We start from the raw sequence: 26080 nt of genomic DNA, 5'->3' as shown, positions 1-26080 counted from the left end.
GATACATCTGAATGCTTTTTAGCCAAATGATTTGAACTATACATGCCTTACCTGGACATTAACAATACACGAGTCTATTATGAAGAATATGGGATTGGGCCAGATACTCTGTTGTTCTGTCATGGTATCTTTTTAAGTTCTATGGTTTTTAAAGCCCAAATGGACTACTTCAAGGCAAGGTATAGATGCATTGTCCTGGATCTACGAGGACAAGGACAAAGTGATGCGGTGGAGGAGGCTTTTGAACTAGAGCAATTGGTTTTGGATGTTGCGGAATTTATTAGAGGGTTACAAGCAGGTCCCTGCCATTTCATTGGCCTTTCGGTAGGAGCCAATATCGGCATGCAATTGGCCAAAGAGCATCGCGAATTGATTAAATCATTGGTGTTGATCAATGCCAATGCTGATGCAGAAAGAAGCAAATGGCGTTTAGGTTGGCAAAGTCTTTTGATCAAGCTTTTTGGTGTCAAACTAATAGTCAATCGTCTGATGAAGCAGCTTTTTTCAGCTCGCTTTCTTGTGGATGAATTGAGGAGCGAAGAGGTTCAGCATTTGAAGTCGGAAATCATAAAGTCGAAGAGACGGCCTGTTGAATTGCTTCGAGCATATATGAATAGGAGCAGTCTGCAACCTCTTTTGGGAGAGTTGGATATGCCGACTTTGATCATTGCGGGAGAGAGGGATCTAATCACTCCTTCTGATCAATCCAAAAACATTAAGTTGAAAATACCGCAAGCCAGATTGGCTGTGATTAAGGAAGCTGGGCACTGTGCACCGGTAGAGGAATCATGGCAAGTTGTGAATACCATGGAGGTCTTCCTTAATGGTGTTCATTGATTAAGTGACAGATAGTTAGATTGCTATAGTCAATATCCGTACCTTTGCGCCTCAAATTAATTAAGAAGTATTGAATACATTCAAAGAATTAGGTCTCGACGATCAGATCCTCAAGGCACTAGATGAACAGGGGATCACGAAACCTACTGATATCCAGAGAGAAGCCATACCTTTTTTGCTTTCCTCTCTGAAAGATTTTATAGGACTAGCCCAAACTGGCACAGGTAAAACTGCAGCTTTTGGCTTGCCTTTGATAGAGTTAATAGACGATGAAGCTAACATGTGCCAGGGGGTTGTATTGTCTCCAACCCGTGAGTTAGCGCAGCAGATTGCCGAAGGATTGAAGTCTTTCGCGAAATACAATAAGAAGATTAAGATTGAGTGCGTGTATGGTGGAGCTCCTATCACTACACAAATCAAGAAATTGAAAGCCAAACCACAAATTGTGGTTGCTACTCCTGGTCGATTGGTAGATTTGATCAATCGTAAGGTGATGGATATCAAGCAGCTTCGCTATCTCGTTCTGGATGAGGCAGACGAAATGTTGAATATGGGCTTTAAAGAGGAGCTTAATTTGATTCTGGCTTCAACTCCAGAAGACAAGTCAACCTGGCTCTTTTCTGCGACCATGCCGAAGGATATTCGTCATATAGTAAAGGAATACATGCATGAGCCGCATGAGATCTCAGTGAAAAGTGGGGTAGAGGTGAATACCAATATTTCGCATCAGTACATGTTGGTGAAGTTGTCTGACAAGATGGAAGCCATGAAAAGGCTGCTCAATACCGAGCCGGATCTTTTTGGGGTGATGTTTTGTAGAACCAAAATAGATACTCAAAACATTGCAGATGAGTTGGGCCGAGCAGGATATAAGGCTGAGGCGATCCATGGTGATCTGAGCCAGAGTCAACGTGACCTGGTTATGCGCAAGTTCAAGGATCGAGCGGTCAACCTGTTGGTAGCGACTGATGTGGCTGCAAGAGGAATAGACGTCAATGATGTGACGCACGTGATCCACCACAGATTACCTGACGAATTGGAATTCTATACTCACAGAAGTGGTAGAACTGCCAGAGCGGGTAAAAAGGGACTTTCTATTGCGCTGGTAACCAAAGGCGAAAAAAGAAGGTTGGAACAAATTCAAAAGGTGCTTGGTATCAATTTCGAGAGAAAGTTGGTTCCATCTGGTGATGAGATACTGAATGGACGTATTGATACCTGGATGCAGTCTATATTGGACCAGGATATGGGTCAAGGCTTACCTAATGAGATCAGAGCTAAAGTTCAAGAAGGTCTTGAATCTCTAAGCAAGGAAGAATTGATCGATAAGCTTCTGAAAAAGGAAATAGATAACATGGGGGCTGTAGACACTCGTGACCTCAATGTGAATAGTATGTCCAGATCCGAAGATGGTCCTGGAGCGGGTTCTAGAAACAGAAGAAGTGGATTTACCAATATGGCGATCAATATCGGTAAGATCGATGCGGTCTCTAAGGGTGATCTCAAAAGCATCATTCTCGAGGTGAGCGGAATGGATAATGCTGACCTGGGAACGATCGATATGCAGAAGAAACGCACGGTATTCGAACTGAAAGAAAGTGTGGCTAGAAAACTTCCCGATATGTTCAAAGGCTATCAATTCGATGATAGAGATATCAAAGTAGAGGAAGCAGGTCAAATAAGTAAACCTGAAGGAGACAGAGGTCGTCCAGCTAAAAAACGCTTTGGCGGTGGAGGCGGAGGAGGCGGAAAGCGCCGAGATCGCGATAGAAGGAAACGAAGATAAAATGGTATTAAAGGCCACATCAAGGTAAAAATGATGTGGCCTTTTTTTATCAGTTAATCACCTGGCTTGATTGATTATTGTACCATTCAGACTCTTATTAGAGTGACCATCCGATCAATAAAATGTGTGATTTGTACGGCTATGTCAGAAGATTCATTAAACTTGTAACAAGCACAAGGCTAATTAATCAACCAAATAGTACATTAATCGCATGTTGCAAACTTTATTACTGGCTTCCTTTCTACAAGTTCAAGTAGCTCAGGATAGTGTTCCTCTAATCGATTCTAATCAAGTTTTTGAATCTGTTTATCAGCTCAATGAAGAAGGAGAATATCAAGAATCTCTGGATCTTCTTCAGTCTATCCCATCTTCAGATAGCAACTATGTGGCCTCACAGGCCGAAGTATTGAGTTGCCTCATTCAACTGGATCTGGATAGCGCTTATCAATTTGGAGATAGTCTAATGTCTGCTCGGACAGACCTGACTAGTCTTTTTTATATCCGATTAGGCAATGCTTACCTGAACAATGAATCTCTTGAGAAGGCATTAGAGGTGTATGGAAAGGGGCGGCAATTCTACCCTTATGATCATTCTTTGATTTACAATACAGGTTTTGGTCTATATCGTCAAGGGAAATATGAGGAAGCCATTGGCAAATTTCAAGAAGTTTTGACATTGAATCCCTACTATTCAAGTGCCCATCAGGTTATGGGTAATATTCTATCTCAAAGCAACCAAAGAACAAAGGCCGTTATGAGTTTTTTGATCTATTTGGCGATCAACCCTGATCAGAATTGGGCATTGGTCAGGATCAATGATTTGGTGAGCGATGCGTATAGAGAAGAAAATAACCTTAGTTTATCCATCGATAATGAGCTTTTTCAATACTATGATGACTTGATGAAATCCAAGGCTGCTTTGGATGATCGTTATCAATCAAAGGTGGATTTTGAAGTTCCTGTGGCGCAGCAGTGTGAACTGCTTATCAATTCGCTGAAATATGTGTCAAGAACGGATGATTTTTGGATGAATTTCTACGTCCCCTTCCTTGAAAAAATAGCCAAGGAGGAGTTGACGGATGCTTATGTCTACTTCATGTTATCCTCTGCCAACAAAGATGAGATCGATCAATGGCTGGAAAAACATCAGAAAGAAAAAGATGCCTGGATCGAAATCGCTAACGAAAAACTGGATGCCAATCGAAAAGTTAATGTCCGTACAGTTCAGGACAGCACGGCTCAATATTCTCATTGGTATTACTCGGACAAGAGTCTTCAGGCTATCGGTAATGAGGATCAGGAAGGAAACAATGTGGGGCCTTTTGAGTTTTATCATCCCAATGGAAGGCTACAAGCCAAAGGTTGGTATCATAAACCCGGGTATAAATCTGGGGATTGGTTCTACTACTATGATGACGGACAGCTGAAGAAAGAGGAGCATTACAATATCGATGGTGAGTTAGTAGGAGAAGTAGTGAATTATTCGGAAGAAGGTGATGTAGTCTCAAAAGGAAGTTATGAGAAGGGGGATATCGTAGATTTCTGGAGATGGTACCATCCATGTGGTGCTTTGAGTGAAAAATATCCTTATGTGGATGGAGTCGGTACAGGTCAAGGTGAAGTCTATTACGAAACAGGAGAGCTAAAAGTCAAGTATCAGGTGGCAGATGGTGACTTGAATGGTCCATATATCAGGTATTACAAGAATGGTCAAATTGATCAAGAGTTCATCTATTCAGCAGATGTTGTAGAGGGAGCGTACAAGCGTTATTATCCGGATGGTAGTACCTATGAGATCGGACAATACAAAACAGATGAAATGAATGGTCCCTGGGAAATCTATTTTGATAATGGGCAGTTAAGTGCAAGGGGTGCCTACAAAGAGGGGCTGAAAGTAGGGCAATGGCTTTACTACTACAGAAATGGTGAGCTGTTGAAAGAGCAGCAGTACGATGAGGAAGGGGCGCTAGATGGACAAGAAGCCTGGTACGATATCGATGGCAAGCTGCATAGCAAAAGAAGGTTCGAAAAGGATGCGTTGGTTGAGTACGCTTTTTATGGAAAGGATGGTAGCCTTATTTATGAAGCCAGCGATCCAGAAGGAAATATGCCCTATGAAACCTATTATGCATCTGGAAAACTACTTGGAAAGGGGCGGTTGACACAAGGAGAGATCAATGGACCTTATACAGAATATTTTCCTAATGGTGTGATTGAGGAACAGGGTAACATGCTAGATGGCAAATGGCATGGAGCCTATCAGGAATTTGATGAGAATGGCAATAAGGTTACTGATGGATATTTTGAAGAAGGACAACTGAATGGATATTATCGAAACTACTACCCAAATGGAAATGTGAAGCAAGAAGGTTGGGTGAAAGATGGAAACATTCAGCAGTATTGGAGAGAGTTTTATTCAGACGGTACGATCAAGGCTCTGACTGCCTACGAAGGAGGAGTGGAATTGAATGGTGAATCCAAATATTACGGTCCACAGGGCAAGCTTTATTCCAAGGATATATATAAAGACGGTACACTCATAGGTTTTGTTAAATATGATAGCCTGGGAAAGGAAGTTCAAACTGAGACGATTCCAAGGTCAGGTAAAGCCTACAAAGAACTGCGAGCTTCGGGTAGTGTGTTTAAAAAGTCTGAAAAGAAGTGCGGGATAGATGTAAACGAAATCACCTACTATAATAATTCGGGTCGAAAATCTTCTGAATACAGCATGGAAGGAAGCCTACTCCAAAAATATACGCACTATGATTACAAAGGGCAGGTGGATGTAGAAGGCACTTATCTAGACGATGAACGACACGGTGATTGGAAATACTACTATGATAATGGTCAGCTCGAATCTGTGGATTCTTATCTCAATGGGAACAGACAGGGCAAAGGAGTGTCTTACTACCGATCAGGACAAGTTCATGTTGAAAGTGAGTATTATGCTGATGATTTGGTTGGGGCTAGAAAGTACTATGGGCCAAGCGGTGCATTGCAATTGGTTAAATATTACAATGTGGAATCTGAGCCTTATGCCTACCAGTATTTGACTGATCAAAATACGCTATGTGATTCTATATTTTTGGATCCTCAGAAAGATGAGGAAATAAAGGCCTTTTATGCCGATGGCCAGGTTTCTGTTGTGCAGCAATACAAAAAAGGTATTTATCACGGGGCTTCACAGCACTATTATGAGAACGGTCAATTGTATGCAGTTTATCGCTATGAAGAAGGACGTTCAGAAGGTTTAACTGAGAAATTTTGGCCATCTGGTAAGAAAATGCTCGAGGTTCCATATCATGAAGATTACAAAAATGGAACAGAAAAGATGTACCATGAGAATGGGCGTTTGAAAGAGGAGGTAAATTGGGTCAACGGAAACAAGCAAGGTTGGCATAAAGTGTATGATGGTCAGGGCAAGTTGGTTTATAAAACCTACTATTGGAATGATGTGGAGTATTAGTATGAGAAGAAGGATATTCATAGGCTTATGGTTGCTTTGTGGTTTTAGTGCTCAAGCCATAGATAGCTCAGCGGATTTTTATACATCCGAGGAAGAGTTGAATGACTACCGAACCCGATATCCTAATGAAAATGCAGTGGTGACCGAGATGTGGCGTGAACTGAGGGTGGTTAACTCTGGCGATTCGCTTTTGATAGAATCTACTGAGTTTCAAGAAATCATCATTCTCAATAATCCTGTAGCCTGGTCGAAGGATCGTGTGTATAGTCATTCTTTTTCCTATGTGGATGAGATTGAGGCCTATAGTCTCGTGCCATTCAAAAAGAAGTACAAGAAGTATGAAGTGGAGGAGTTTAAAAGATCCTTCGATAAAGATTCATATGTGTTTTATGACGATACAGAATGGATCAGCTTTAACTATCCCCAATTGGTCGAAGGTGCCAAGATAGTAAACAAATACACCCGTCAGATTTCAGATCCTCACTTGCTCAGCTCCTATTTCTTTATGTCTCATATGCCAATTGAGAAGATCAAGTTTACCATCGTAGCTGATAAGGGAATTGAGCTGCGACATGAGGTTTATGAAAACCCCGGTTTGAGTCCGGAATTTGAATACAACCTTAAAGAATATGTAAATGACGAGGGACAAAAGGTCATTGAGTACAGTGCCGAAAATCTGGACAAAATCAAAATGGATGAGGGCAGTCCATCATTCAGCTACTTATGTCCGATGATCCATGTCAACATTGCCTCTTATGCTGATAAGGATGGAAAGGTGACTCAGGTGCTTGCAGATTTAGATGACTTACATGCCTGGTATAGGACTTTTGTTGACACTCTCGAAGTAAGTGAGGCGGTAAAGACACTTTCAAATTCTCTGTTGGATGGGACTGAAAGCGATTACGAAAAAGTCCAAAAGATATTCGAATGGGTGCAGGGCAATGTTAGGTACATTGCTTTTGAGCAGGGAATGAGAGGTTTTATTCCTCATTCGTCAGATTATGTTTTGAGCAAGAGATATGGAGACTGCAAGGATATGTCCAGTCTACTGGTATCCATGCTAAGAAGTGTGGGATTAGAATCCTACTATACATGGATTGGTAGTAGAGACTTACCTTACAGGTATTCAGAACTTGCCAGCCCTTCGGTCGACAATCATATGATTGCCAGTGTGGAGCTAGGGGACGAGTTGGTCTACCTGGATGCCACAGGGGGATTTACTCCGCTCGGTTACCTTACGAGTATGATTCAAGGGAAGGAAGCCCTGGTGAGTAAAGGCAAAGAGGAATATGAAATTCTGGAAGTGCCAGTGATTCCCAAGGAGAAAAATTTGATGATTGATACGGTCTATGTGCGCTTGCAGGATGGTGTATTGTATGGTGAAGGCCGCCTTTCATTGACAGGCCTGGTTCAGGTCGCCAATTCGTATAAGCTCAATCAAAAGACTCAAAAAGGAGAGGAGAAGTATCTCCAACGCTTGTTGAGTAAAGGAAGTAATAAGTTTTTACTGGATAGTTATGAAATAGAGGGGCTTTCGGAATTGAGCAAGCCGATTACAATTGATTACGAATTCAATATTGCGGACTATACCAACTCATTGATGGGTGAGACCTATGTTAATTTGTGTCTGGACAAAAGTGCTTCTGCCGACTTTATACAAAACAGAAGTTCGGCACTAGAGAATGACTACCAGTATGTGAACCGTTCGGTCACAGTATTCGAAGTTCCTGAGGGCTATGAGGTGACTTATCTTCCAGAAAATTCTCAGCTTGAAACGGATGAGTTTGGTTATGATATCGGCTATGAATTGAAAGAGGGTGAAATAGTTTGTACCAAGACTTTTTATGTGAATACGCTCATTATATCACCAGATCGATTCGAAAGCTGGAACAATGCCATCTCAGCCTATGCCAACCAATTAAGAAATACTACAGTTTTGAAACTAACCAATTGATTTATGTTACAACGCTTTTCATTACTTATTATCCTGCTTTTTTCTTTTGTTTTGGTTCAAGCCCAAAGCGAATGGGAAAAGAATCGCAAGCCCTATGATCTAGCTGTAGACGAGCAAGAATACCCCTTGTATTACATGTATAGAGCGGTGCACTATGATTATAAGTATGATGACAAAGGAAGTTTTGTTTGTGATATCACCTACCACGAAATCGCCAAGGTGAACAATGAGGAGGCCTTGCAAAGCAAAAACAAAATTTACATCCCGATGACCAATGTGATTGATGTCCTGGATATTCAATCTAGAACCATCTCTGCCTCTGGTAAGACTACCAGTCTTGATCAAAATGATGTCAAGGAGGTGAAGGACGAAACGAAGGATAGCGGTTATCGAATATTTGCTGTGGAGGGGGCAGAAATCGGTAGTGAAATTGAATATAGATATGTCAAAAGAGTAAATGGTTCTGTATTTGAGAATTTAAACATTCAGTTTCCTTACCCTGTGAAGCAATTTGATTTTGGATTAAGATGTCCTGAAAATATGGAGTTCGAATTCCAAACGATCAATGATTCTCTAAGTGTACAGCAAGTGGATACTTCGGAAACGGTAAATGAGTATGAGCTCAGTATGGAGAGTATTCCTGAGTTTGTATCTGAGGAGTTTTCTGGTGGGGAGGCAATGGAAAAAAGAATTGATTTCAAATTGGCCTACAATAGCAATGCAGGTAGAAAGCGATTGAATACCTATCCAGATGCAGGAAAGAGGATTTACGAATCAGCCATTGATTATTCTAAGTCAGAGACAAAACTGCTTAAAAAGCTACTTGATGAGAATAATCCATCTAACCTTTCAGCTATCGACCGATTTAGACTGCTCGAACATGTAGTCAAGAACAAGTACTACGCAGACAAGAATGCACCAGCTGACCTGGAGTTTTTATTGACCAACGGAACAGCTCATGAGCGGGCTTTTCTCAAACTGTTTGTGGGTATAGCCAAACAGCTAGGGGTGGATTATGAGATTGTAGTGACATCCGACCGAACGCAAACTCGGTTCAATGAAGACTTTGATTCCTGGAGCTACCTGAATGATTTTTTGATGTATTTGCCAAAGACTAAGCAATACATGTCTCCCTCTGCAGTCAATTGTCGTTTGGGCTTGATACCAGGGGAATTAACGGCTACTTATGCCTTGTTCATTAAACCTACCAAGATTCAGGATTTTGTATATCCAGTCACGAGAGTGGATTATATCCCAGAGCAGAACTATCTCACCGATCAGAACAATTTGGATATCAAAGTACAAATTTCGGATGATTTTTCCAGTACGAAAGTGCAGGTTGATCAGGCTTTTGTAGGTAATCAGGCTGGCTTCTTGAAATCGGCGATAAGCTGGATGGATCAGGAAAGGAAAGATCAAATGCTGGATGAAATGGTTCGATATATTTCGCAAGAAGCCAAAATCGAAAAGGTAGAAGTGAGTGAGTTAAACGATAACTATGATGCCTGGATGGAGCCGTTTGTGATTAGTGCAGCGTTCGATACAGAAGGTTTTATCGAACGGGCCGGCCCGAATTTCATACTAAAAGTGGGCGAATTGATCGGGCCCCAATCTCAATTGTATCAGGAGAAGGAAAGAAAGTTTCCAGTAGAGAATGTGAGTAACAGAAGCTACTTTAGAGAGATCGTGGTGGACTTGCCCAAGGGCTATTCTATTCAGAATCTTGAAAGCATCAACATGAATGATGTGGTGAGGGAAGGAGATCGCGTCATCTACCAGTTTGTGTCTAGTTATGAAATCAAGGACAATCAGCTCTATATCGAGATATCAGAATATTACAATCAGATATACTTCCCTCTGAATCGGTTCGAGGAATTCAGAAAAGTGATCAATGCAGCTGCCGACTGGAACAAAGTGTCTTTGATCTTTAAGCGCAGTTCGTAATAAGAGTGCATGCATGATCGCCTTAAAATTCTTTTCTGGCTATTTTTGAGTCATGTCTGAATCGAAAGGAATACCGATCTATAGTCTGGATAAATTCAAGCCCATCGCGGGCTCGAAATTCCCATATCAAGTAGAGGTGTTTGATGCCAATCGACATTTCGAGGTGCAATACCCTCATAGGCATGATTTTTTCGAAGTATTGTTCCTGACACAGGGATCTGGGATTCATGTGATCGATAGCAATGAATATGTGGTCAAACCACCTTGTGTTTTCTTTTTGAGTCCAGGGCAGGCGCATAAGCTGGAGCTATCTAAGGACATAGCGGGTTACATTTTTCTTTTCACTGCAGAGTTTTATCTCCTCGATCGCAGCAATAAGAACAAGCTCCTAGAATACCCGTTTTTCTTCAATCTGAAGCAGGAAAATCCGCCTTTGTCCTTAACCAATTCAAGTGACGTTGATTTCCTTATTAGCTTGTTCAAAAAGGGCTGTGAGGTGATGGAACAGGAGGGGAGCCAAGAGTTTGCCAATTCGCTTTTGGATTTGATTTTGAACACTTGTGAGCGCTTGTATCCACATGAGCAACTGGCAGTAGAAAAAGGAAAGGGGCATCTGATGGTGAAGCGATTTCGTGAATTGATCGAGGAAAAATACCAATTGAATTTGAGCGTGAAGGAATATGCCGATATGCTCAATGTGACAGAGAATCATTTGACCCATACGGTGAAGTTATTGACGGGTAAAACCTCTAAGGAATTGGTTTTTGATAAGCAAGTGCTTGAAATTAAGCGTCTTTTGAAGCATACGGACTTGTCTGTCTCTCAAATATCCCTACAGCTGGGTTTTAAAGATCAGTCCTACTTTAGCAAGTTTTTCAAGAAATTTACTGGGCAGACTCCCAATGCCTATCGAGACGAATCGTTGAAAAGTACCTAAACTTTTCTCATTATCACCATAGTAGTATTGCGCTTAATGTTCACTTTTGTGTCATAGTTTATAATGGGACAATATAAAATCTTCAAATACATGGGAAATTATTTCAACACATTACCGCTAAGAGAGCAACTGAATCAGTTGGGCGTTTGTGAATTTATGGATAATTCAGAGTTCAACGATGGTGTTGAAGCTTTGAAAGGAAAGAAAATTGTAATTGTAGGTGCTGGTGCACAGGGATTGAATCAGGGTCTGAACATGAGAGATTCTGGTTTGGATATTTCTTACGCACTTCGTCAAGCAGCTATCGACGAAAAAAGAGCTTCATTCGTGAATGCTTCTGAAGCAGGATTTACAGTAGGTACTTATGAGGAGTTGATTCCTTCTGCTGATTTGGTGATCAACTTGACGCCAGACAAGCAGCACACTAATGTAGTAGAAACTGTAATGCCTTTAATGAAAAAAGGCGCTGCACTTTCTTACTCTCACGGTTTCAACATCGTGGAAGAAGGAATGCAAATCAGAGAGGATATCACTGTTATCATGGTGGCTCCTAAGTCTCCAGGATCAGAGGTGAGACACGAGTACCAAAGAGGGTTTGGTGTGCCTACATTGATCGCTGTTCACCCAGAAAACGATCCAGAAGGTAAGGGTTGGGCATATGCTAAGGCTTATGCAGCAGCAACTGGTGGACACAGAGCAGGTTGCTTGAAGTCTTCTTTCGTGGCAGAAGTAAAATCAGATTTGATGGGAGAGCAAACGATCCTTTGTGGATTGTTGCAGACTGGATCTATCCTTTGCTTTGACAAAATGATCGAGAAAGGTGTAGATGCGGGTTGGGCTGCCAAGTTCATCCAATATGGATGGGAAGTAATCACAGAGTCATTGAAGCATGGTGGTGTATCTGGTATGGTAGACAGATTGTCTAACCCAGCTAAGATCAAGTGTTTCGAGATTTCTGAAGAGTTGAAGGACATCATGAGACCCTTGTTCCAGAAGCATCAGGACGATATCATGTCAGGTGAATTTTCATCTACAATGATGAAGGATTGGGCTGAAGATGACAAGAACTTGTTGAACTGGAGAGCCTTGACGGGTGAAACGAACTTTGAGAAAACAGAAGCTGCTGATGTAGAAATCACTGAGCAGGAGTTTTATGACAAAGGTCTGTTGATGGTAGCTATGGTAAGAGCGGGTGTAGAGCTGGCTTACGAAACCATGACCGAAGCGGGTATCAAAGGAGAGTCTGCTTACTACGAGTCACTACACGAAACGCCATTGATCGCTAACACGATTGCAAGAAAGAAATTGTTCGAAATGAACCGTGTGATTTCTGATACTGCTGAGTACGGATGTTACCTTTTTGATCATGCATGTAAGCCATTATTGGCTGATTTCATGACCAAAGTAGAAACTGACATCATCGGCAAAGACTACAACGAAACAGTAGATGGACAAGTAGATAACGTGACTTTGATTCAAATCAACGACAAGTTGAGAACGCACGATATCGAAGTAGTTGGACAGAGATTGAGAAAAGCGATGACTTCCATGAAGCAAATTGCTTTAGGATAATATTCTAATTAGTTAAAACTAGCAAAGCCCACATCCATTTAGGTGTGGGCTTTTTCTGTTTTTAGCTCTTCTACCAATAGACCAATTAGTTGATCTAGTGCTGGTTTTTGCAGTTTCAGGGTTTGTTCAGCTGCAAGCTGCAATTTTCGGATGTTCTTGCTAGAGGCATCAGCCATATCCGAAGAGTAGCTATCTCTAAGCTCAACGGGTACGTCTACTCTGAGATACTGCTCTTTGAGTTCTTTCGATTCCAACGAGTTGAAGATACTTTGGATCTCATAGGCTACGGTGTCTGCACTTCCGTCCATCATGATATTTGGGATGTTTTCTGCCCATTTCAAAATGCCCCACTTTTGGCTGTCATTGACTCCTTTAATTTTGAGATTGCCACCACCGGTTCCGATGGATAGGATTTGCATGTTTTTAGCCGAGGGTTCTTTCAGAGATCCGAATTTCGAATCCCGAACTTCAGCATAGGCACACATCGTTGGGTTGTTGGCAAATACACCTCCATCCAGGTTGATCATTTGTTGGTTGGGATCCGCCAGATTCTTGATTTTGGCAGGAGGGAAATAAGTGGGGGCCGCTGAAGTGGATCTGGCTACATCTCTAAGGTAGAAATCCCTTTTTTTACTTTCTGGCTCTCGTGAAGAAAAGAAGAAGGTGCTTTCAGTTTTTAAATTGTAAGTGGTGATCAATGCAGGACGGAGTAGCTGACTTAGTCTCTTATCTCCAAAGCGTTCCTTTGCCAATTTCTCCAGAACTCTGGGTGAATACTGGGTCGCATCAAACATCATTTTCAGATCATACCATTTGACTTTGGACTTGTTAAAGATGTCATAGCCATATTTCACATAGAGGTCCAGGGCTTCTTCTGCTGTGAACTTAGATATAGGTCCCTCGGGATCTTCGCCAGGGCAGAGGTAGAGGCAGGTCAATATTCCTCCAGTACTTGTACCCGCCGAGAAATCAAATAAATCGGCTATTCGAAGGTTGGGATTGTCAGTGATCTCTTGTGCTTTTTTTTCGACATAGCACATGATCGTGGCAGGGATGATTCCGCGTATGCCACCGCCATCCAGGCTTAGGATTCTTACTTTTTTCATTGTTAGTACAGGTTGATAAATGGTTGATTCTCAGTATGCCGCTGTTCGAATCTAAGAAAATCCTAAGCTATTTCATAATTGGATTTAAGGGAGAGGCTCGTTAAAGGCCTTGAAAACCTTCCAAATTCTGAACTTGAGAATAGTGATGGCACAAAGCATGCCGGACAGCATAGCGCCTCCTACACCTACTAGCGTGATGTCTTGACCTACTAGTTTCAACCCTTTGATTTTGGTATATGGACGGAGAAAAGATAGGTTGAAGCGTTCAGGGCTATGTGCCAGACCGTATATCTCTCCATTCTTGTAATTGGTGAAGTGACGGGTGCTGAGAGGAGAAGAAACCTCGGTATATTGTACATGTCCTTTGATTTGAGGAACTAATTCGTACAAGCGATCCAACATGCTATTCTCAAAACTCTTTTTGATCTGCAGATAAGCTTCTTCTCGTTTAAGCCAGGGCTGTTCTTCATAGTCTTTGAACCAATCGTATCGCGCTGCTGTGATGGCCTGTATGGTGGCCTTGTCGGGATTTTCTTTTCTCCATTCCGGGTCTTTGGCAGAAGGGAAGGAGATGTACGAAAATTTGCTTGCAGCACTTTCTGCTGTGATATCAGTTAGGTTGGACGAGATGTGTTCGTTGGCGTAGCACCAGATATTATGTTTAGGCAGCTGCAATTCATGATCCCCTTTGTTCAGTCCTACGTACAAACAAAGATGAGCACTGGAGGGCTCAACTGACTGCAGATCGAAACCGCATTTTTTTCGTTGTGGTTCTGATAGCAAATAATTGAATGTGTTGTTGACACCAATATTGCTGATTACACTTTTGCAGGGAATGAAATGCTCCTTTACCTTGATTCCAAGTACACGGTTTTTTTCGACAACTATCTCAGATACCTCAGAACTAACAAAGATGTCTGCCCCCAGTTTTTCCAGAGTTTCCAGGGTTCTTTCAGCTATTTTAGGGCTGCCACCGTGAGGGTAGAAGCCCCCTTCCATAAAATGCCCAATGACCATGGCGTGTGCTGCGAAACTGCTCTCTCTAGGAGGTAGTCCATAGTTTCCACACTGTCCGCATAGTACGGCTATGAGTCGTGGGTTGCTGGTGATGTCGTTTAGTACCTCAAAGGTAGTTCGGTTGCTTATTTTTTGATAGGGTTTTCTAATGAGACCGCCTAGTAGCCAACTCAGCCAGGGTTCAAAGGATTTTTCCATGAAGAAAGCCGAACCTTTTCTATTTGTGCGATCAATGAGGTCCAGGTATTGATCGATGGCTTCAGAGTCGTCAGGGAAGTAGCCCTTCATCTGGGTTCTGAAATTCTCTTTTCCAGCCGGGAATTCATATTTGTCTCCCTCTATGTATACCACATCGTAGATGTCGCCCATGGGTTCCCATTCCAACCTATGGTTGGTTAAGAAATCCATGATCTTTCTTAAACCATCTTTTTTGGTCATGTTGCCCATGTAGTGCACTCCGACATCCCACTGGAATCCATTTTTCCTTTTGAATGCGTGAGTGAAACCACCCGGGACGTAATGACGCTCGAATATGGCCACTTTGCGGCCACAGCGAGCAAGCATGGTAGCCAGGGTGAGGCTGCCTATACCAGAGCCAATGATGATATGATCATAGGGTCCCTTGTCTAGGTTAGGAGAGAATTTAGAATAGTTTTTTGGCATGAAGCTGTTGATATCAAAATAGTTTTAGCTATTTGATTTCCTTCCTATTTTGATACAAAGTCGAAGATAATAGCTACTATTCTAAATCTTAAGCCATGACTGATAAAAGTCTTATTACTTAATTGTCAGTGTTAGTGACCAGTGCGATTTTTTTGCTGTCTGGTGACCAGTTAGGTACATTCATGCTTCCTTGCCCTCCATAAATATAGCCTATCACCTTGGGCTCACCTCCTTCATGTGGCATCAGACGTATCAAACAACGTTTGTAAAATGGATGATCATTAGGATTGATGTCCTTTGGGAATGAAATGAATACGATCCATTTCTTGTCAGGGCTGACATGAGGAAACCAGTCGTTGTACTCATCAAAGGTCAATTGTTTTGGGTTTTTGCCATTGGCATCCATTCTCCAAAGTTGCATGGTCCCAGTCCTGACCGAATTGAAGAAGATGTATTTGCCATCCGGACTGTATTCTGAGCCATCGTCCAGTGTTTTTTCGTTCGTCAGTTGGGTTTCTTTACCCGTCTTTACATCCACTTGATAGATGTCATATTGTCCTTTGCGGTGACCTGTAAATATCATTTTGCTTTCATCGGGTGACCAGCCGTGAAGGTAGGAGGCGCCCACTCCAGATTTTGTGACTTTAATAGGTTGATCGCTTCCTTCGATAGGTAGATAATAGATGCTCGAATTGCCTTCGTCATCTGCATTGTGATGACTGATACCCATTTTGGTTCCATCAAAGGTCAGGACATGGTCATTGTTGTTGTTGATGGCAAAGCCTGTGTTGAGCGATGATATATTTCCAGATTCTAAGTCATAGTTGTATAATCGACCTTTAGAGTTGTAGATCAGTGTCTGACCATCAGGTGTCCAATTAGGTGCTTGAATGGAATGTGCAGATTCTGTGAGCAATGTTCTATGCCCAGTTTCGATATCCAAAAGCTCTAATCGACTGCCTAAATAATCTTGATAAGGAACCAAATCTTCGGGAGCTGGACGAGAGATTCTGACATTTCTAAAAGTAACCGTCTCCGTAATGTCTGGATTGTGCGCACATACGTAGAGTCCGACATATACCTCAGTGTCCATTGGCATGCTGTCCAATTGCACTTCGGTAGGTTCTGAACCGAATTGAGCTGTAGACATGATGAATGTATCGCCCCGGCGTTCGAGCTGAATCATTTGAACTGATGAATCTTGAGACACCTTCTCTGATGTTTCTCCATTGGTCTCTTTGCGATGTTGCAATGACGTAAGTCCATCGCCGTGTGTACAGGCATTGACATGGGCAGTATTGCTTTCCAAATCGTTTTTTACCATCCATCCTGCCTTCCTGTGAGGATCTACGCCCTGACCGTGGAATTCCACTTCGGCCCTAAGAATGAAATCACCCTGAATAGTAGTCCATAAATAATGGAATTGATCATTGGTGCCCCAAACATTGACACCAGACCCCCCAAGTGTGTAGGTCTGATTAGAAGCATCATAAAAGGCAAATCCTTCGTTTTTGGAAGAGCCTATGTCTAAGTGATTGTCGAAGATTCCCAGAGATTGCTGGGCATGAATTTGGAGACTAGATAACAGAACTAGTAGTGTCAATAGTTTTTTCATAATCGGCTTTTGTTGAAGGGAAGTTAGTCAATATCCTATTAGTTTTTGCAGGGATAGTTGGTGAATAGGATGATATGTTTGGGAGCTCGGAATATCTACACAGGCGGTAAGTTGTAAACTCAGTTGTTTTGATATATTAGCGGATTGAAAAGTGTAGAAATTGGAAATATGAATCAGGAACTCGATACACCACAATTATTTGGTCACCCTAAAGGACTCTTCTATTTGTTTTTCGCTGAGCTGTGGGAGCGTTTTAGTTTCTATGGCATGAGAGCACTTTTGATGCTCTACATGACTGAAGAAGTGTATCGATCCTTAGTGGACAGAGATGATATTGCAGGGACTATATATGCGTCCTATGGTGGGCTTGCCTATGCTACGCCTGTTTTGGGAGGTATGCTGGCGGATCGGCTTTTAGGTTTTCGTCGAGCCATTACGATAGGAGGGATATTTATGGCATTGGGGCATTTTGTTTTGGCCTTCGAAAATGAGGTTTGCTTCTTTATGGCTCTTGCCCTATTGATTGTAGGTAATGGCTTGTTCAAACCCAATATTTCCTCATTTGTCGGAGCGCTATATCCTACCGGAGATAAACGCCGTGACTCTGGATTCACTTTGTTTTATATGGGAATAAACACAGGGGCTTTCGTAGCTCCCTTATTCTGCGGATGGCTAGGATTCAGCTATGGCTGGCATTATGGTTTCGGTGCGGCAGGTATAGGCATGGTTGCAGGGCTTATTGTTTTTAGACTGGGTATTGCTAATGGGATTTTTGGTCAGCATGGTTTCGCATCTGATGAAGAATACCTGAAGAATAAATTTGCGGGTATCAGCATTAAAAGATGGGTGCCTATTATCGCAATATGTATCGTTCCGCTTGTGGCTTTGATTATGTATTATGGTCAAATCTACATTCCCTTAATTGGTGAAGTGCATTATGAGGGGCAGGTTGTAGAGTATATTTTCTATATTATTTTGGCTGTAATTCTCGCCGTGATTGTGAGTACGATGATTCAGGTCAGCAAGGCTGAAAGGCAGCAATTACTCGTCATAGTATTGCTCACCATGTTTATGACTATGTTTTGGGGTGGTCAGGAGCTTTCCGGTAGTACATTGACGCTTTTTGCTTTCAGAAATGTGGATTTGGTTGGTATGAATGCCTCTCAAACTAATTCCATTACAGCCTTAGTAATTATTCTTTTGGCACTTCCGTTTTCGTGGATGTGGGTTCGCTTGTCTAAGCTGAGAACAAACCCTTATACTCCTTACAAGTTTGGTTATGGGTTACTGTTTCTAGGTGCATCTTATGCGATGTTCGCCTGGAGTGGGAGTTTTGCCAGTGAATTAGGCAAAGTGCCAATGTGGACTTTTGTTGCGGGATATTTTCTTATGTCCACAGGAGAGCTATTTATGTCACCAGTTGGTTTGTCTAAGGTCACAGAATTAGCACCTGCAAAGGTGGTTAGTTTCATGATGGGGGTTTGGTTTTTGAGTTCTTCTTTCGCTTTTAGGATTGTAGGTGCAGTGGGCAAATACCTGGCAGTAGAAGGTGCTGCAGAAGATGTGGATCCAATGGAGTCTTTGATGATTTATACCGAAGGATTCGAAAGCATTGCATTTTTAGTCGTGAGTGGTGCTGCTATGGTTTTCGTTTTGGCTCCATTGATGAAAAAGATGATGCATGGAATTCACTAGCGCTTACTTCTTTTTTGGTATGATATTTACTTAAGTTTGATTAAAGTTATAATCATGAAAAAGGTTTTTATCTTCCTGTTGTTTTTGTTTTTTTTTCAGGTCACTTATGCCCAGTTTAAGTCGGGACTTGTGTGGCATGAAGTGAAAGATATGATTCAGATATGTAACAGTTTTACATATTTAGAATTATATGATGATGATTCTGTCATCCTTCCTGATGGATATAAAAAGGAGTTTACCTCAGGCACGCTTGGAATGGATAATAAATTTCAGGTTTATATTAAGGGGGAGAATGAGGCTGCAGTATTGAATTTTAGGGGTTCCACTGATCAGGAACTAAGCTGGTTGGCTAATTTCAAGTCGGCTATGATTCCAGCCAAAGGTCAAATCAAGATTCAAAGTGAAGCCTATGACTATGATTTATCGGATGATTCGACTGCTGCAGTTCATTCAGGTTATCTGCTGGGATTAGCCTATCTACATCAGTCTGTGCTGATGCAGATCAAATATTTGAATGCTATTGGTATATATGATATATACATTACAGGACATAGTCAGGGAGGTTCTTTGGCTGCATTGATGATGGTTTATCTCGATAGGTTAGGGCCAGAGATGATTTCTGATAAGAACCAGTTTAAAATGTATGCTTTTGCCAATCCTATGATTGGAAATAAGAGCTTTGTAGATGAATACAACTTAGAGTATGCAAAGAAGGGCTGGAGTTTTAGTTTTATCATCCCTTCGGATATAGTGCCAAAACTGCCAATTAGTTATGAGGAAGGTACGCTCTCTTCTAAGGAGATACACGCCTTAGTAGATGGTGAAATTGATAGAATGGATTTTTTAAGTAATATCTTATTTAATTCACTTAATAGAAAAGTAACACGTTTTGTCGATACTATGAGTAGTCGTGCAGAGTCACGAATCGTCAATGAGCTTGGCTCTGTAGAAATGCCTAAACATCGAAATGAAATTAACTACTATCCAATTGGCAATAGGTTTGAGTTGCCTCCAGTGGAGTACCCCAAAGTCCTTAAAGATTCATCTATATTGAAAAGTGATTCTTTATTAAATAAAATTTCTATTGATCCGGCAACTGGCCATGTTGTAAACAAACATTTTTATAAGAAGGAGCCAATGTTTTTTCAACATAAACCTCATAATTACTACCTCAGTTTGATGAAGACCTATTTTAGGCAAGAGTATGATGTGATCAGGCCAGAAATTCTACCAGAGAATTTATAAGCCTACTTCTTCTTTTTCACACCTCGAATGGCTTGTTCCTTCCATGGATCTTCAGGCCACACGTGTTTAGGGTAGCGACCTTTCAAGTCCTTTTTAACCTCGAAATAGGCATTGTTCCAAAAGCTGTTGAGATCAGAGGTGATCTGTACTGGTTTGAATCCTGGGGATAGCAAATGCATTAAAACCGGAGTTTTACCGTCATTGATTCGAGGAGTCTCTGCCAATCCGAAAACCTCTTGCAAGCGAACAGCCAGAACCGGTGCAGCTCCATCAGAGGCATACTCCAATTGAATCTTTGATCCGCTAGGTACCTCGATTCTCTCAGGAGCCAACTCCTCGAGTTTGCCTTGTAAGGCATAATCAAGAGAATGGTGTAGGATGGATTTTAGGTCCAATTTCTTAAGGTCATCGGGTTTCTTTACACCATCCAGATAAGGAGAGAGCCAGGTACCGTTGGTCATCAGAAGCGTTGGGGTACTGACATCTGGCCAACCTTGTCCGGGGTTCCATTTGCGAAGGCTCAATATTCGGTTTTGCCATTTGATCACCTCTTTGTTGATGTCCAAAAGCCTTTCACCTTCCTTCTTGATGGCTTCACTGATTGCTTCGACCAGTCTAGATTCGTCTGGATCAGGAAGAGGTGTGGATTTCAGCGTGATGCTTCCGATACGCATATCCAATGAGGCAATCAGGCCTCCTTGTCTGGTGTCCCAGGTAATGATTTCCTTTTCCTTGACCATAGGCATCAGGTCCCTTGGATTGAGTGGGGAGGCCATGAATATCTTGCCCATGCCATCTCTTGCATCCATATGGGCAATGGCTAGCCAGGGTTCGTGAGCCAGATCATCTTTATGCCCTAGCATTGCATATTTCCCATTAGAGAGTTGAAATTGGGCATTGTTTCCCGGGCGAGCATAGGCAATTCGCTCAGGGTAAGCGTAAGAGAGCAGAATGCCGGTTTCGTATGGGTCGAAGCTGTCATTTTCTGCTTCTTCGTCAAATAGTTTGCGGTATTGGCCAGCTATTTTTTCTATTCGGCTGAAATGACGGTTCAATCGGTTTTCGCCCCGCTGTCTTCTTAGAACGATGATTCGCTCGTTGATGTCCGTACCTGCTTCTCGGCCCAATGGGTCTCTTTCTTCCAGTAAGGCGGCAATGTCGCAAGCCAAAGCCAGATTCGATTGATCTTCTGCCATGAGCAGCATGTGAGCAATACGCGGATGGCAAGGCAGTCGATGGAGTGCCTGTCCATGATCTGTAATCTTACCGTCCTCGAGTGCCTCTAGCTGATGAAGGAGCTCTTGAGCCTGGTAAATGGCCGCTTTGGGTGGGGGAGTGAGCCAGGTCATCTCATCGATATTGGTGATACCCCACTGGGCCATGTCCAATACCAGTGAAGCCAAGTCGGCCTCCAGTATCTCTGGTGTTAGATGTTTTTGCATCCGGTCCTGGGTCGCCCTTGACCACATGCGGTAGCACACGCCAGGACTCAATCGTCCTGCTCGTCCTGCACGTTGATCTGCCGCGTCCTGACTGATCTGAACGGTCTGAAGTCTTGAAAGCCCCGATTGAGGATCAAATTGAGAGCTACGTCCAAAGCCTGTATCTACTACAATTTTAATTCCTTCAATGGTCAAACTGGTCTCTGCGATCGAGGTAGCCAGTACGATTTTTCGTTTCCCATCTTTGTTGGGTCTAATGGCAGCCATTTGCTTGCCGTGCGGAAGTGATCCATACAAAGGATGAATAGCAAAGTCTTTGAGGTCTTTTCTGAGGATTTCTTCGCATCGAGATATTTCGCCCTGACCAGGGAAAAAGGCCAGTACATCGCCTTCATGTTTTTTAACAGCCTTACTGATCATGCGAGCGGCGATTTCGGACATCATCCATTCGTCCTGCTGATCTTCGTAGTGCACATCTACAGGGTATTGTCGCCCCTTACTTTCGACTAATGGTGATTGAAGGAGTTCTGTCAGCTCATTAGTATTGAGCGTAGCAGACATAATCATGATCTTGAGATCAGGTCTTAGTACTTGCTGAGCTTCTCGACATAGGGCTAGTGCCACATCTGCATGGATACTGCGCTCATGGAACTCGTCAAAAATCACCATCGCCACTTCTTCGATCGCATTGTCGCTATGGAGCATGCGAGTAAGAATACCTTCCGTTACCACTTCGATACGGGTTTTGTCAGATACCTTATTGTCGAAGCGAATTCGATAGCCAATGGTTTGCCCCACTTTTTCGCCTATCAGTTCTGCCATTCTGGTAGCAATAGATCGTGCAGCCAGTCTCCGTGGCTCCAGCATTATGATCTTCTTTCCATTCAACCATTCCTCTTCCAATAGCGCTAAAGGCAGCAGGGTGCTTTTGCCCGCTCCCGGAGGTGCATGTACAATCAAAGTGTTGTTGTCTTTCAGCTGTTGCTGAGTTGGCGCAATTACCTCAGTGATTGGAAGGTCTATTTGAAATGGATCGAATGGCATAAAATCCCTGGTTGTTTTTTTAGTCTGCGAAATTAGGGATTACTCTGCAGAGTCTTACCGAAATTATTAAGTGGAATGATGAGTTTGTCTAACAGCCTATTAAAAACGAATGGCAAATTGATATCCAAGCCATATTTGAACTCTGGTGTTTTCTTCTTCTACCTGATCATAAAAAGTGTTTTTCGCAATCTGCATTCCCAGGTCACCAGTTTGCGGATTCATATAATCGGTGACATAAATATTGAGTGCCGGACCACCTGTTATACTCAAGTGATTGAAAAACTGATAGCCCAAATTGAGATGCAGCTTGTTGAGTAGATTCAAAGATTCATGGTCAGAGTCGTTGTGCCACAGGAGGTTGTGGCAATTGATCTCTGGGTTGAAAAAGAATTTTTTAGTCATGAATAGTTTAGATCCAAAACCCAGTCCATAAGACCAAAGCGCCTCAGATTCGGTTCTTTCAGTAAATTGTGTGCCTGCCGAAATGGCCGTATAGAATTTGTTTGTTCCTGTTCTGAGACTGATCCTCCAGGGTATCACATCGCTATATTCTGTTCCAAATTCAAACAAGTGATTCTTTCTTCCCAGATTGATAAAACCAATTTGTAAGGCGTTTTCGCTAATAGAATCTGCGTAATTGATGATTCCTAATTGTACACCTTTCAGATTTTTGGTGGTGTTGAGAAGGGAGCTTATTTGCATACCATCAGTTGTTTCGGCGACATTGATGACCGCTGTTAATTGCACTCCATTGATCTTCCGAGCGGTGTTGATCACAGAAGAAAGCTGCATTCCTTCAATATCTCTGGCGTGATTGCTAAAACCTGCCAACTGGAAGCCATCGGTAGTAGAGGCAATATTGGTGAATCCAGATACTTGTGCGCCATTGAGTCCTTTAGAATAGTTGTTGAAACCAGCCAGTTGAAAACCCTTGACACTATCGCTGATCCAGTTGGTGACACCGGATATTTGTGTACCTTCTAATCGTTCTCGTCCAACATTAATTACACCACCTATTTGCACACCTTTGGTTTTTCCACCTACGGTATTGCCGATTCCACCGATCTGGCATCCTGATATGTCACTGCGATCGATATTATAAAGTCCACCAAGCTCGAATCCTTGGTCCAAGCCATAAGAGTAGCCTGCCAGCACATTAAAGGAATATTTGTGACGCACTTGACCACCCATACTCATATTGGTACCAATGGAGGGGACAAAGGAAACCTGAAAATAGCGATCCTGAATATTATCTACATTTTCGGTGTTCTTTCGATTATTGTAGCTGGTAAATAATTTGACCAGTTTTTTGGTCTCCAACCATAGGTCTCTTTCTTTATTTACTGGCTTTGCATCTTTGGAGGGTTGAAGGTAGATGTCCTGCTGAAGTTTAGGGGCATCCTGAACCTGAATTATTGTGTCCTGATAGTCCTTTCGGCTGATGGCAAAGGTGGCGATTTCATTTTTGCTTTTTACTTTGAGTTTAAATTGGCCTTCCTCATCTGATAGGGTAGAGTTCAAGGTGTTTACCTCGTATACCGTTACATTTTTAAGAGTCTTACCTGTTTTAGCATCCTTGATATCTCCGCTAATAGTAACGTTTTTCTTTTCCTTTTTTTCTTTTTTCTGGATGATTACATATCGACCAATATGTTTGATTTCGAAATCATCACCTAGCAAATCTTTTAATATCTCATCTATCGGTTGATTGACGTACTTCTTAGTGATATGAGATTTTTCAGGTAAAGTGCCTGGATTGTAGGATAGCGTAAAATCCGGCATGGCATCTAGGGACTGAAGCGCCTCCTGGAGAGTAGCGTCTTTCAAACTCAGGCTTACTAAATGCTGCGGGTTGAGTTCTTGACCTAAAGTCGTTAAGAAGGATGCTAATACAACAAAACTGGCTATCAGCCATCTATTGACAGCCATTTCCAGACAGGTGGTAGGTTTCATCGATCAGGGTAACTTCCAGGTTAAGCGTGGTGGATACAACTTCCAAAATATTCTCGAGCTTTTCATTTTCAAAGCTTACTGTCAGGGTACAGTCTGATAATTGAGGATTGTCCAGCTCGATGGAGATATCATACAGATTTTCTAGATCAGCAATGACTTCACTCAAGCGGTTGTTATCGAATATTAAACTCTTGGTTCTCCAGAAATTGGCTTCATTGCTTATCTCACTTATTGATTCAAATTGAGCTGTTTGGGTATTCAACTTTGCACTTTGACCTGCTGTCAGGATTTTTTCTTCACTGGCTGACATAAAGCTAACTTTACCTTCTTCTACGCTCACAGTGATTTCATTTGGATCGACAGAATTGACGTTGAATGCCGTACCCAAAACTTTTACGGTAGCTGAACCCAGATCGACAATAAAAGGCTTTTCTGGGTTTTTCGATACTTTGAAAAAAGCTTCCCCTTTTAGTCTCACTCGCCTTTCCTTTTCATCAAATGAGCTTAAGTAAGTAATTTCAGAATGACTATTAAGAGTTACATGACTACCGTCCTTAAGCTCCACTTCGTCTTGACTATTGTTAGAGGTGATTCGGTACTCATCATCTGATAAGGATGGGCCAAATAATACCCAGGAGATAATAATCAATACGCCTATGGCTGCAGCAATATTAAAATAGGGGAGGCGCAATTTGCTAATGGATTCTTCTTGCTGAGGTTCTTGAGTTGAAGGAGTCTTTGGTTTGAACTCCTTTTTTATTTTGAATTTTTCCCAGGATTTTTCGTCTTCCACATCGTTTTCGAACTTCTCGATAGAAGCCAGGGCTTTCATATCCAGATAAAAAACATGGGCCTCATCAAATTGTCTTTGATTTTCTTCGGATATAATCTTCCAGTCATCCACCAATGCTTCCTCTATTTCGCTTAATTCCTTTGCGAAATAGCGATAAAGCATTTCATCATTCACTATATGTCCGTTTTTATCACTCATCTACTATATCGACAACTCAATTTAATTTTACCCTGACAATGCTTTTTCGATTAACCAACTCACCCATAGTACCAAAACTGTAAGGTATTGCCCAAGCGCAGCTCTCATTACCTTGAGCGCTCTGCTCATTTGAGTTTCTACAGTTTTGATGGATAGGTCCAACTCTTCTGCAATATCCTTGTACTTCTTGTCCTCAAATCGACTCATTTCGAAAATCTGCCGGCACTTTTCCGGAAGACTATCCAAAGCAGAATCAATCCGTTGCTGCAATTCTTCCAACTCTAGAAAATCCTCGCCATTAGATTCTTCACCCTGAAAACGAACGGTCTCTTCATGAGCCTGGATGACTTTTTTATGTTTGAGTTGATTGAGGCAATTGTTTCGCACAGCGCCATAGAGATAAGATTTGACCGTAGTTCGAATTTCTATCTCCTCGGATTTTTGCCAGAGCGTACTGAAGATTTCCTGAATCGTTTCTTCTGCCTCTATAGAATCCTTCAAATACTGAAAAGCAAAAGCGGTCAATGGCTGGTAGAACTCTTTGAACAGGAGTTCGAATTGTTTTTCATCAGAAAAATCAAATATATGTACGCTGTTCTTTGCCACAGTTTAGTGTTGGTACTGCGAAGCTAAATAGATAAATTAAAAATGACAGACATCTACCACAGTAGATGAGAAATTCAGATTAATTGGTGCGAAATGTATAATGTCTCCGGAAATGAGAACTATTTTTTACAATCCTGTCTTATTTTTATACAAAAAGGAAACAATTTCGCGTCAAATGGGTCTTAGTAACGGTACTATTGGATTGAT

16 protein-coding genes are annotated in these 26080 nt (G+C 42.0%); 9 read left to right on the top strand and 7 right to left on the bottom strand.

The window, feature by feature from the left end; all coding sequences use genetic code 11:
- Positions 1-42: 42 nt before the first annotated feature.
- From N7U62_RS06720 to ilvC, 7 genes are all read left to right on the top strand, one after another.
- The gene (locus N7U62_RS06720; protein WP_264137132.1) at positions 43-837 is read left to right on the top strand and encodes an alpha/beta fold hydrolase; all 795 of its coding nucleotides are present in this window, start codon (positions 43-45) and stop codon (positions 835-837) included.
- A 70-nt stretch (positions 838-907) separates the two neighbouring features.
- Positions 908-2623 carry a DEAD/DEAH box helicase gene (locus N7U62_RS06715; protein WP_264137131.1) on the top strand — a complete coding sequence of 572 codons (1716 nt, stop codon included), beginning with the start codon at positions 908-910 and terminating at the stop codon, positions 2621-2623.
- 211 nt (positions 2624-2834) lie between these two features.
- Positions 2835-6089 carry a tetratricopeptide repeat protein gene (locus N7U62_RS06710; protein WP_264137130.1) on the top strand — a complete coding sequence of 1085 codons (3255 nt, stop codon included), beginning with the start codon at positions 2835-2837 and terminating at the stop codon, positions 6087-6089.
- A 1-nt stretch (position 6090) separates the two neighbouring features.
- Positions 6091-8043, top strand: coding sequence for a transglutaminase-like domain-containing protein (locus tag N7U62_RS06705; RefSeq protein ID WP_264137129.1), 1953 nt, complete (start codon positions 6091-6093; stop codon positions 8041-8043).
- Positions 8044-8046: 3 nt separating this feature from the next.
- Positions 8047-9987 (top strand): DUF3857 domain-containing protein, encoded by a 1941-nt coding sequence (locus N7U62_RS06700; RefSeq protein ID WP_264137128.1) that lies wholly within the window; start codon positions 8047-8049, stop codon positions 9985-9987.
- 52 nt (positions 9988-10039) lie between these two features.
- Positions 10040-10924, top strand: coding sequence for an AraC family transcriptional regulator (locus N7U62_RS06695; RefSeq protein WP_264137127.1), 885 nt, complete (start codon positions 10040-10042; stop codon positions 10922-10924).
- Positions 10925-11014: 90 nt separating this feature from the next.
- Positions 11015-12496 (top strand): ketol-acid reductoisomerase, encoded by a 1482-nt coding sequence (gene ilvC / locus N7U62_RS06690; protein WP_264137126.1) that lies wholly within the window; start codon positions 11015-11017, stop codon positions 12494-12496.
- Positions 12497-12534: 38 nt separating this feature from the next.
- Here ilvC and N7U62_RS06685 read toward each other — a convergent pair whose 3' ends face one another.
- From N7U62_RS06685 to N7U62_RS06675, 3 genes are all read right to left on the bottom strand, one after another.
- The gene (locus N7U62_RS06685; RefSeq protein ID WP_264137125.1) at positions 12535-13602 is read right to left on the bottom strand and encodes a patatin-like phospholipase family protein; all 1068 of its coding nucleotides are present in this window, start codon (positions 13600-13602) and stop codon (positions 12535-12537) included.
- A gap of 84 nt (positions 13603-13686) precedes the next feature.
- Positions 13687-15282, bottom strand: a complete 1596-nt coding sequence (locus N7U62_RS06680; protein WP_264137124.1) for a phytoene desaturase family protein — start codon at positions 15280-15282, stop codon at positions 13687-13689.
- A 118-nt stretch (positions 15283-15400) separates the two neighbouring features.
- Complete coding sequence (locus N7U62_RS06675) at positions 15401-16897, bottom strand: SMP-30/gluconolactonase/LRE family protein (protein ID WP_264137123.1); 1497 nt, start codon at positions 16895-16897, stop codon at positions 15401-15403.
- A 168-nt stretch (positions 16898-17065) separates the two neighbouring features.
- Between N7U62_RS06675 and N7U62_RS06670 the strand changes: the two genes are divergently transcribed.
- Both N7U62_RS06670 and N7U62_RS06665 read left to right on the top strand, forming a co-directional pair.
- Positions 17066-18592 (top strand): peptide MFS transporter, encoded by a 1527-nt coding sequence (locus N7U62_RS06670; protein ID WP_264137122.1) that lies wholly within the window; start codon positions 17066-17068, stop codon positions 18590-18592.
- 54 nt (positions 18593-18646) lie between these two features.
- Positions 18647-19837, top strand: a complete 1191-nt coding sequence (locus N7U62_RS06665; protein WP_264137121.1) for a lipase family protein — start codon at positions 18647-18649, stop codon at positions 19835-19837.
- Positions 19838-19839: 2 nt separating this feature from the next.
- On the opposite strand, the gene hrpB is transcribed toward N7U62_RS06665, so the two are convergent.
- From hrpB to N7U62_RS06645, 4 genes are all read right to left on the bottom strand, one after another.
- Positions 19840-22323 carry an ATP-dependent helicase HrpB gene (gene hrpB / locus N7U62_RS06660; protein ID WP_264137120.1) on the bottom strand — a complete coding sequence of 828 codons (2484 nt, stop codon included), beginning with the start codon at positions 22321-22323 and terminating at the stop codon, positions 19840-19842.
- 99 nt (positions 22324-22422) lie between these two features.
- Positions 22423-24276 (bottom strand): carboxypeptidase-like regulatory domain-containing protein, encoded by a 1854-nt coding sequence (locus N7U62_RS06655; protein ID WP_264137119.1) that lies wholly within the window; start codon positions 24274-24276, stop codon positions 22423-22425.
- Positions 24239-25267 carry a FecR family protein gene (locus N7U62_RS06650; protein ID WP_264137118.1) on the bottom strand — a complete coding sequence of 343 codons (1029 nt, stop codon included), beginning with the start codon at positions 25265-25267 and terminating at the stop codon, positions 24239-24241. Before N7U62_RS06650 ends, N7U62_RS06655 begins: the two co-directional genes overlap by 38 nt.
- Before the next feature lie 27 nt (positions 25268-25294).
- The gene (locus N7U62_RS06645) at positions 25295-25873 is read right to left on the bottom strand and encodes an RNA polymerase sigma-70 factor (protein WP_264137117.1); all 579 of its coding nucleotides are present in this window, start codon (positions 25871-25873) and stop codon (positions 25295-25297) included.
- Positions 25874-26080: the final 207 nt, after the last annotated feature.

The organism is Reichenbachiella ulvae (assembly GCF_025833875.1).
GTDB lineage: Bacteria > Bacteroidota > Bacteroidia > Cytophagales > Cyclobacteriaceae > Reichenbachiella > Reichenbachiella ulvae.
Note: the sequence above shows the minus strand (reverse complement) of the source record. Positions and strands in the feature narration are given on the sequence as shown.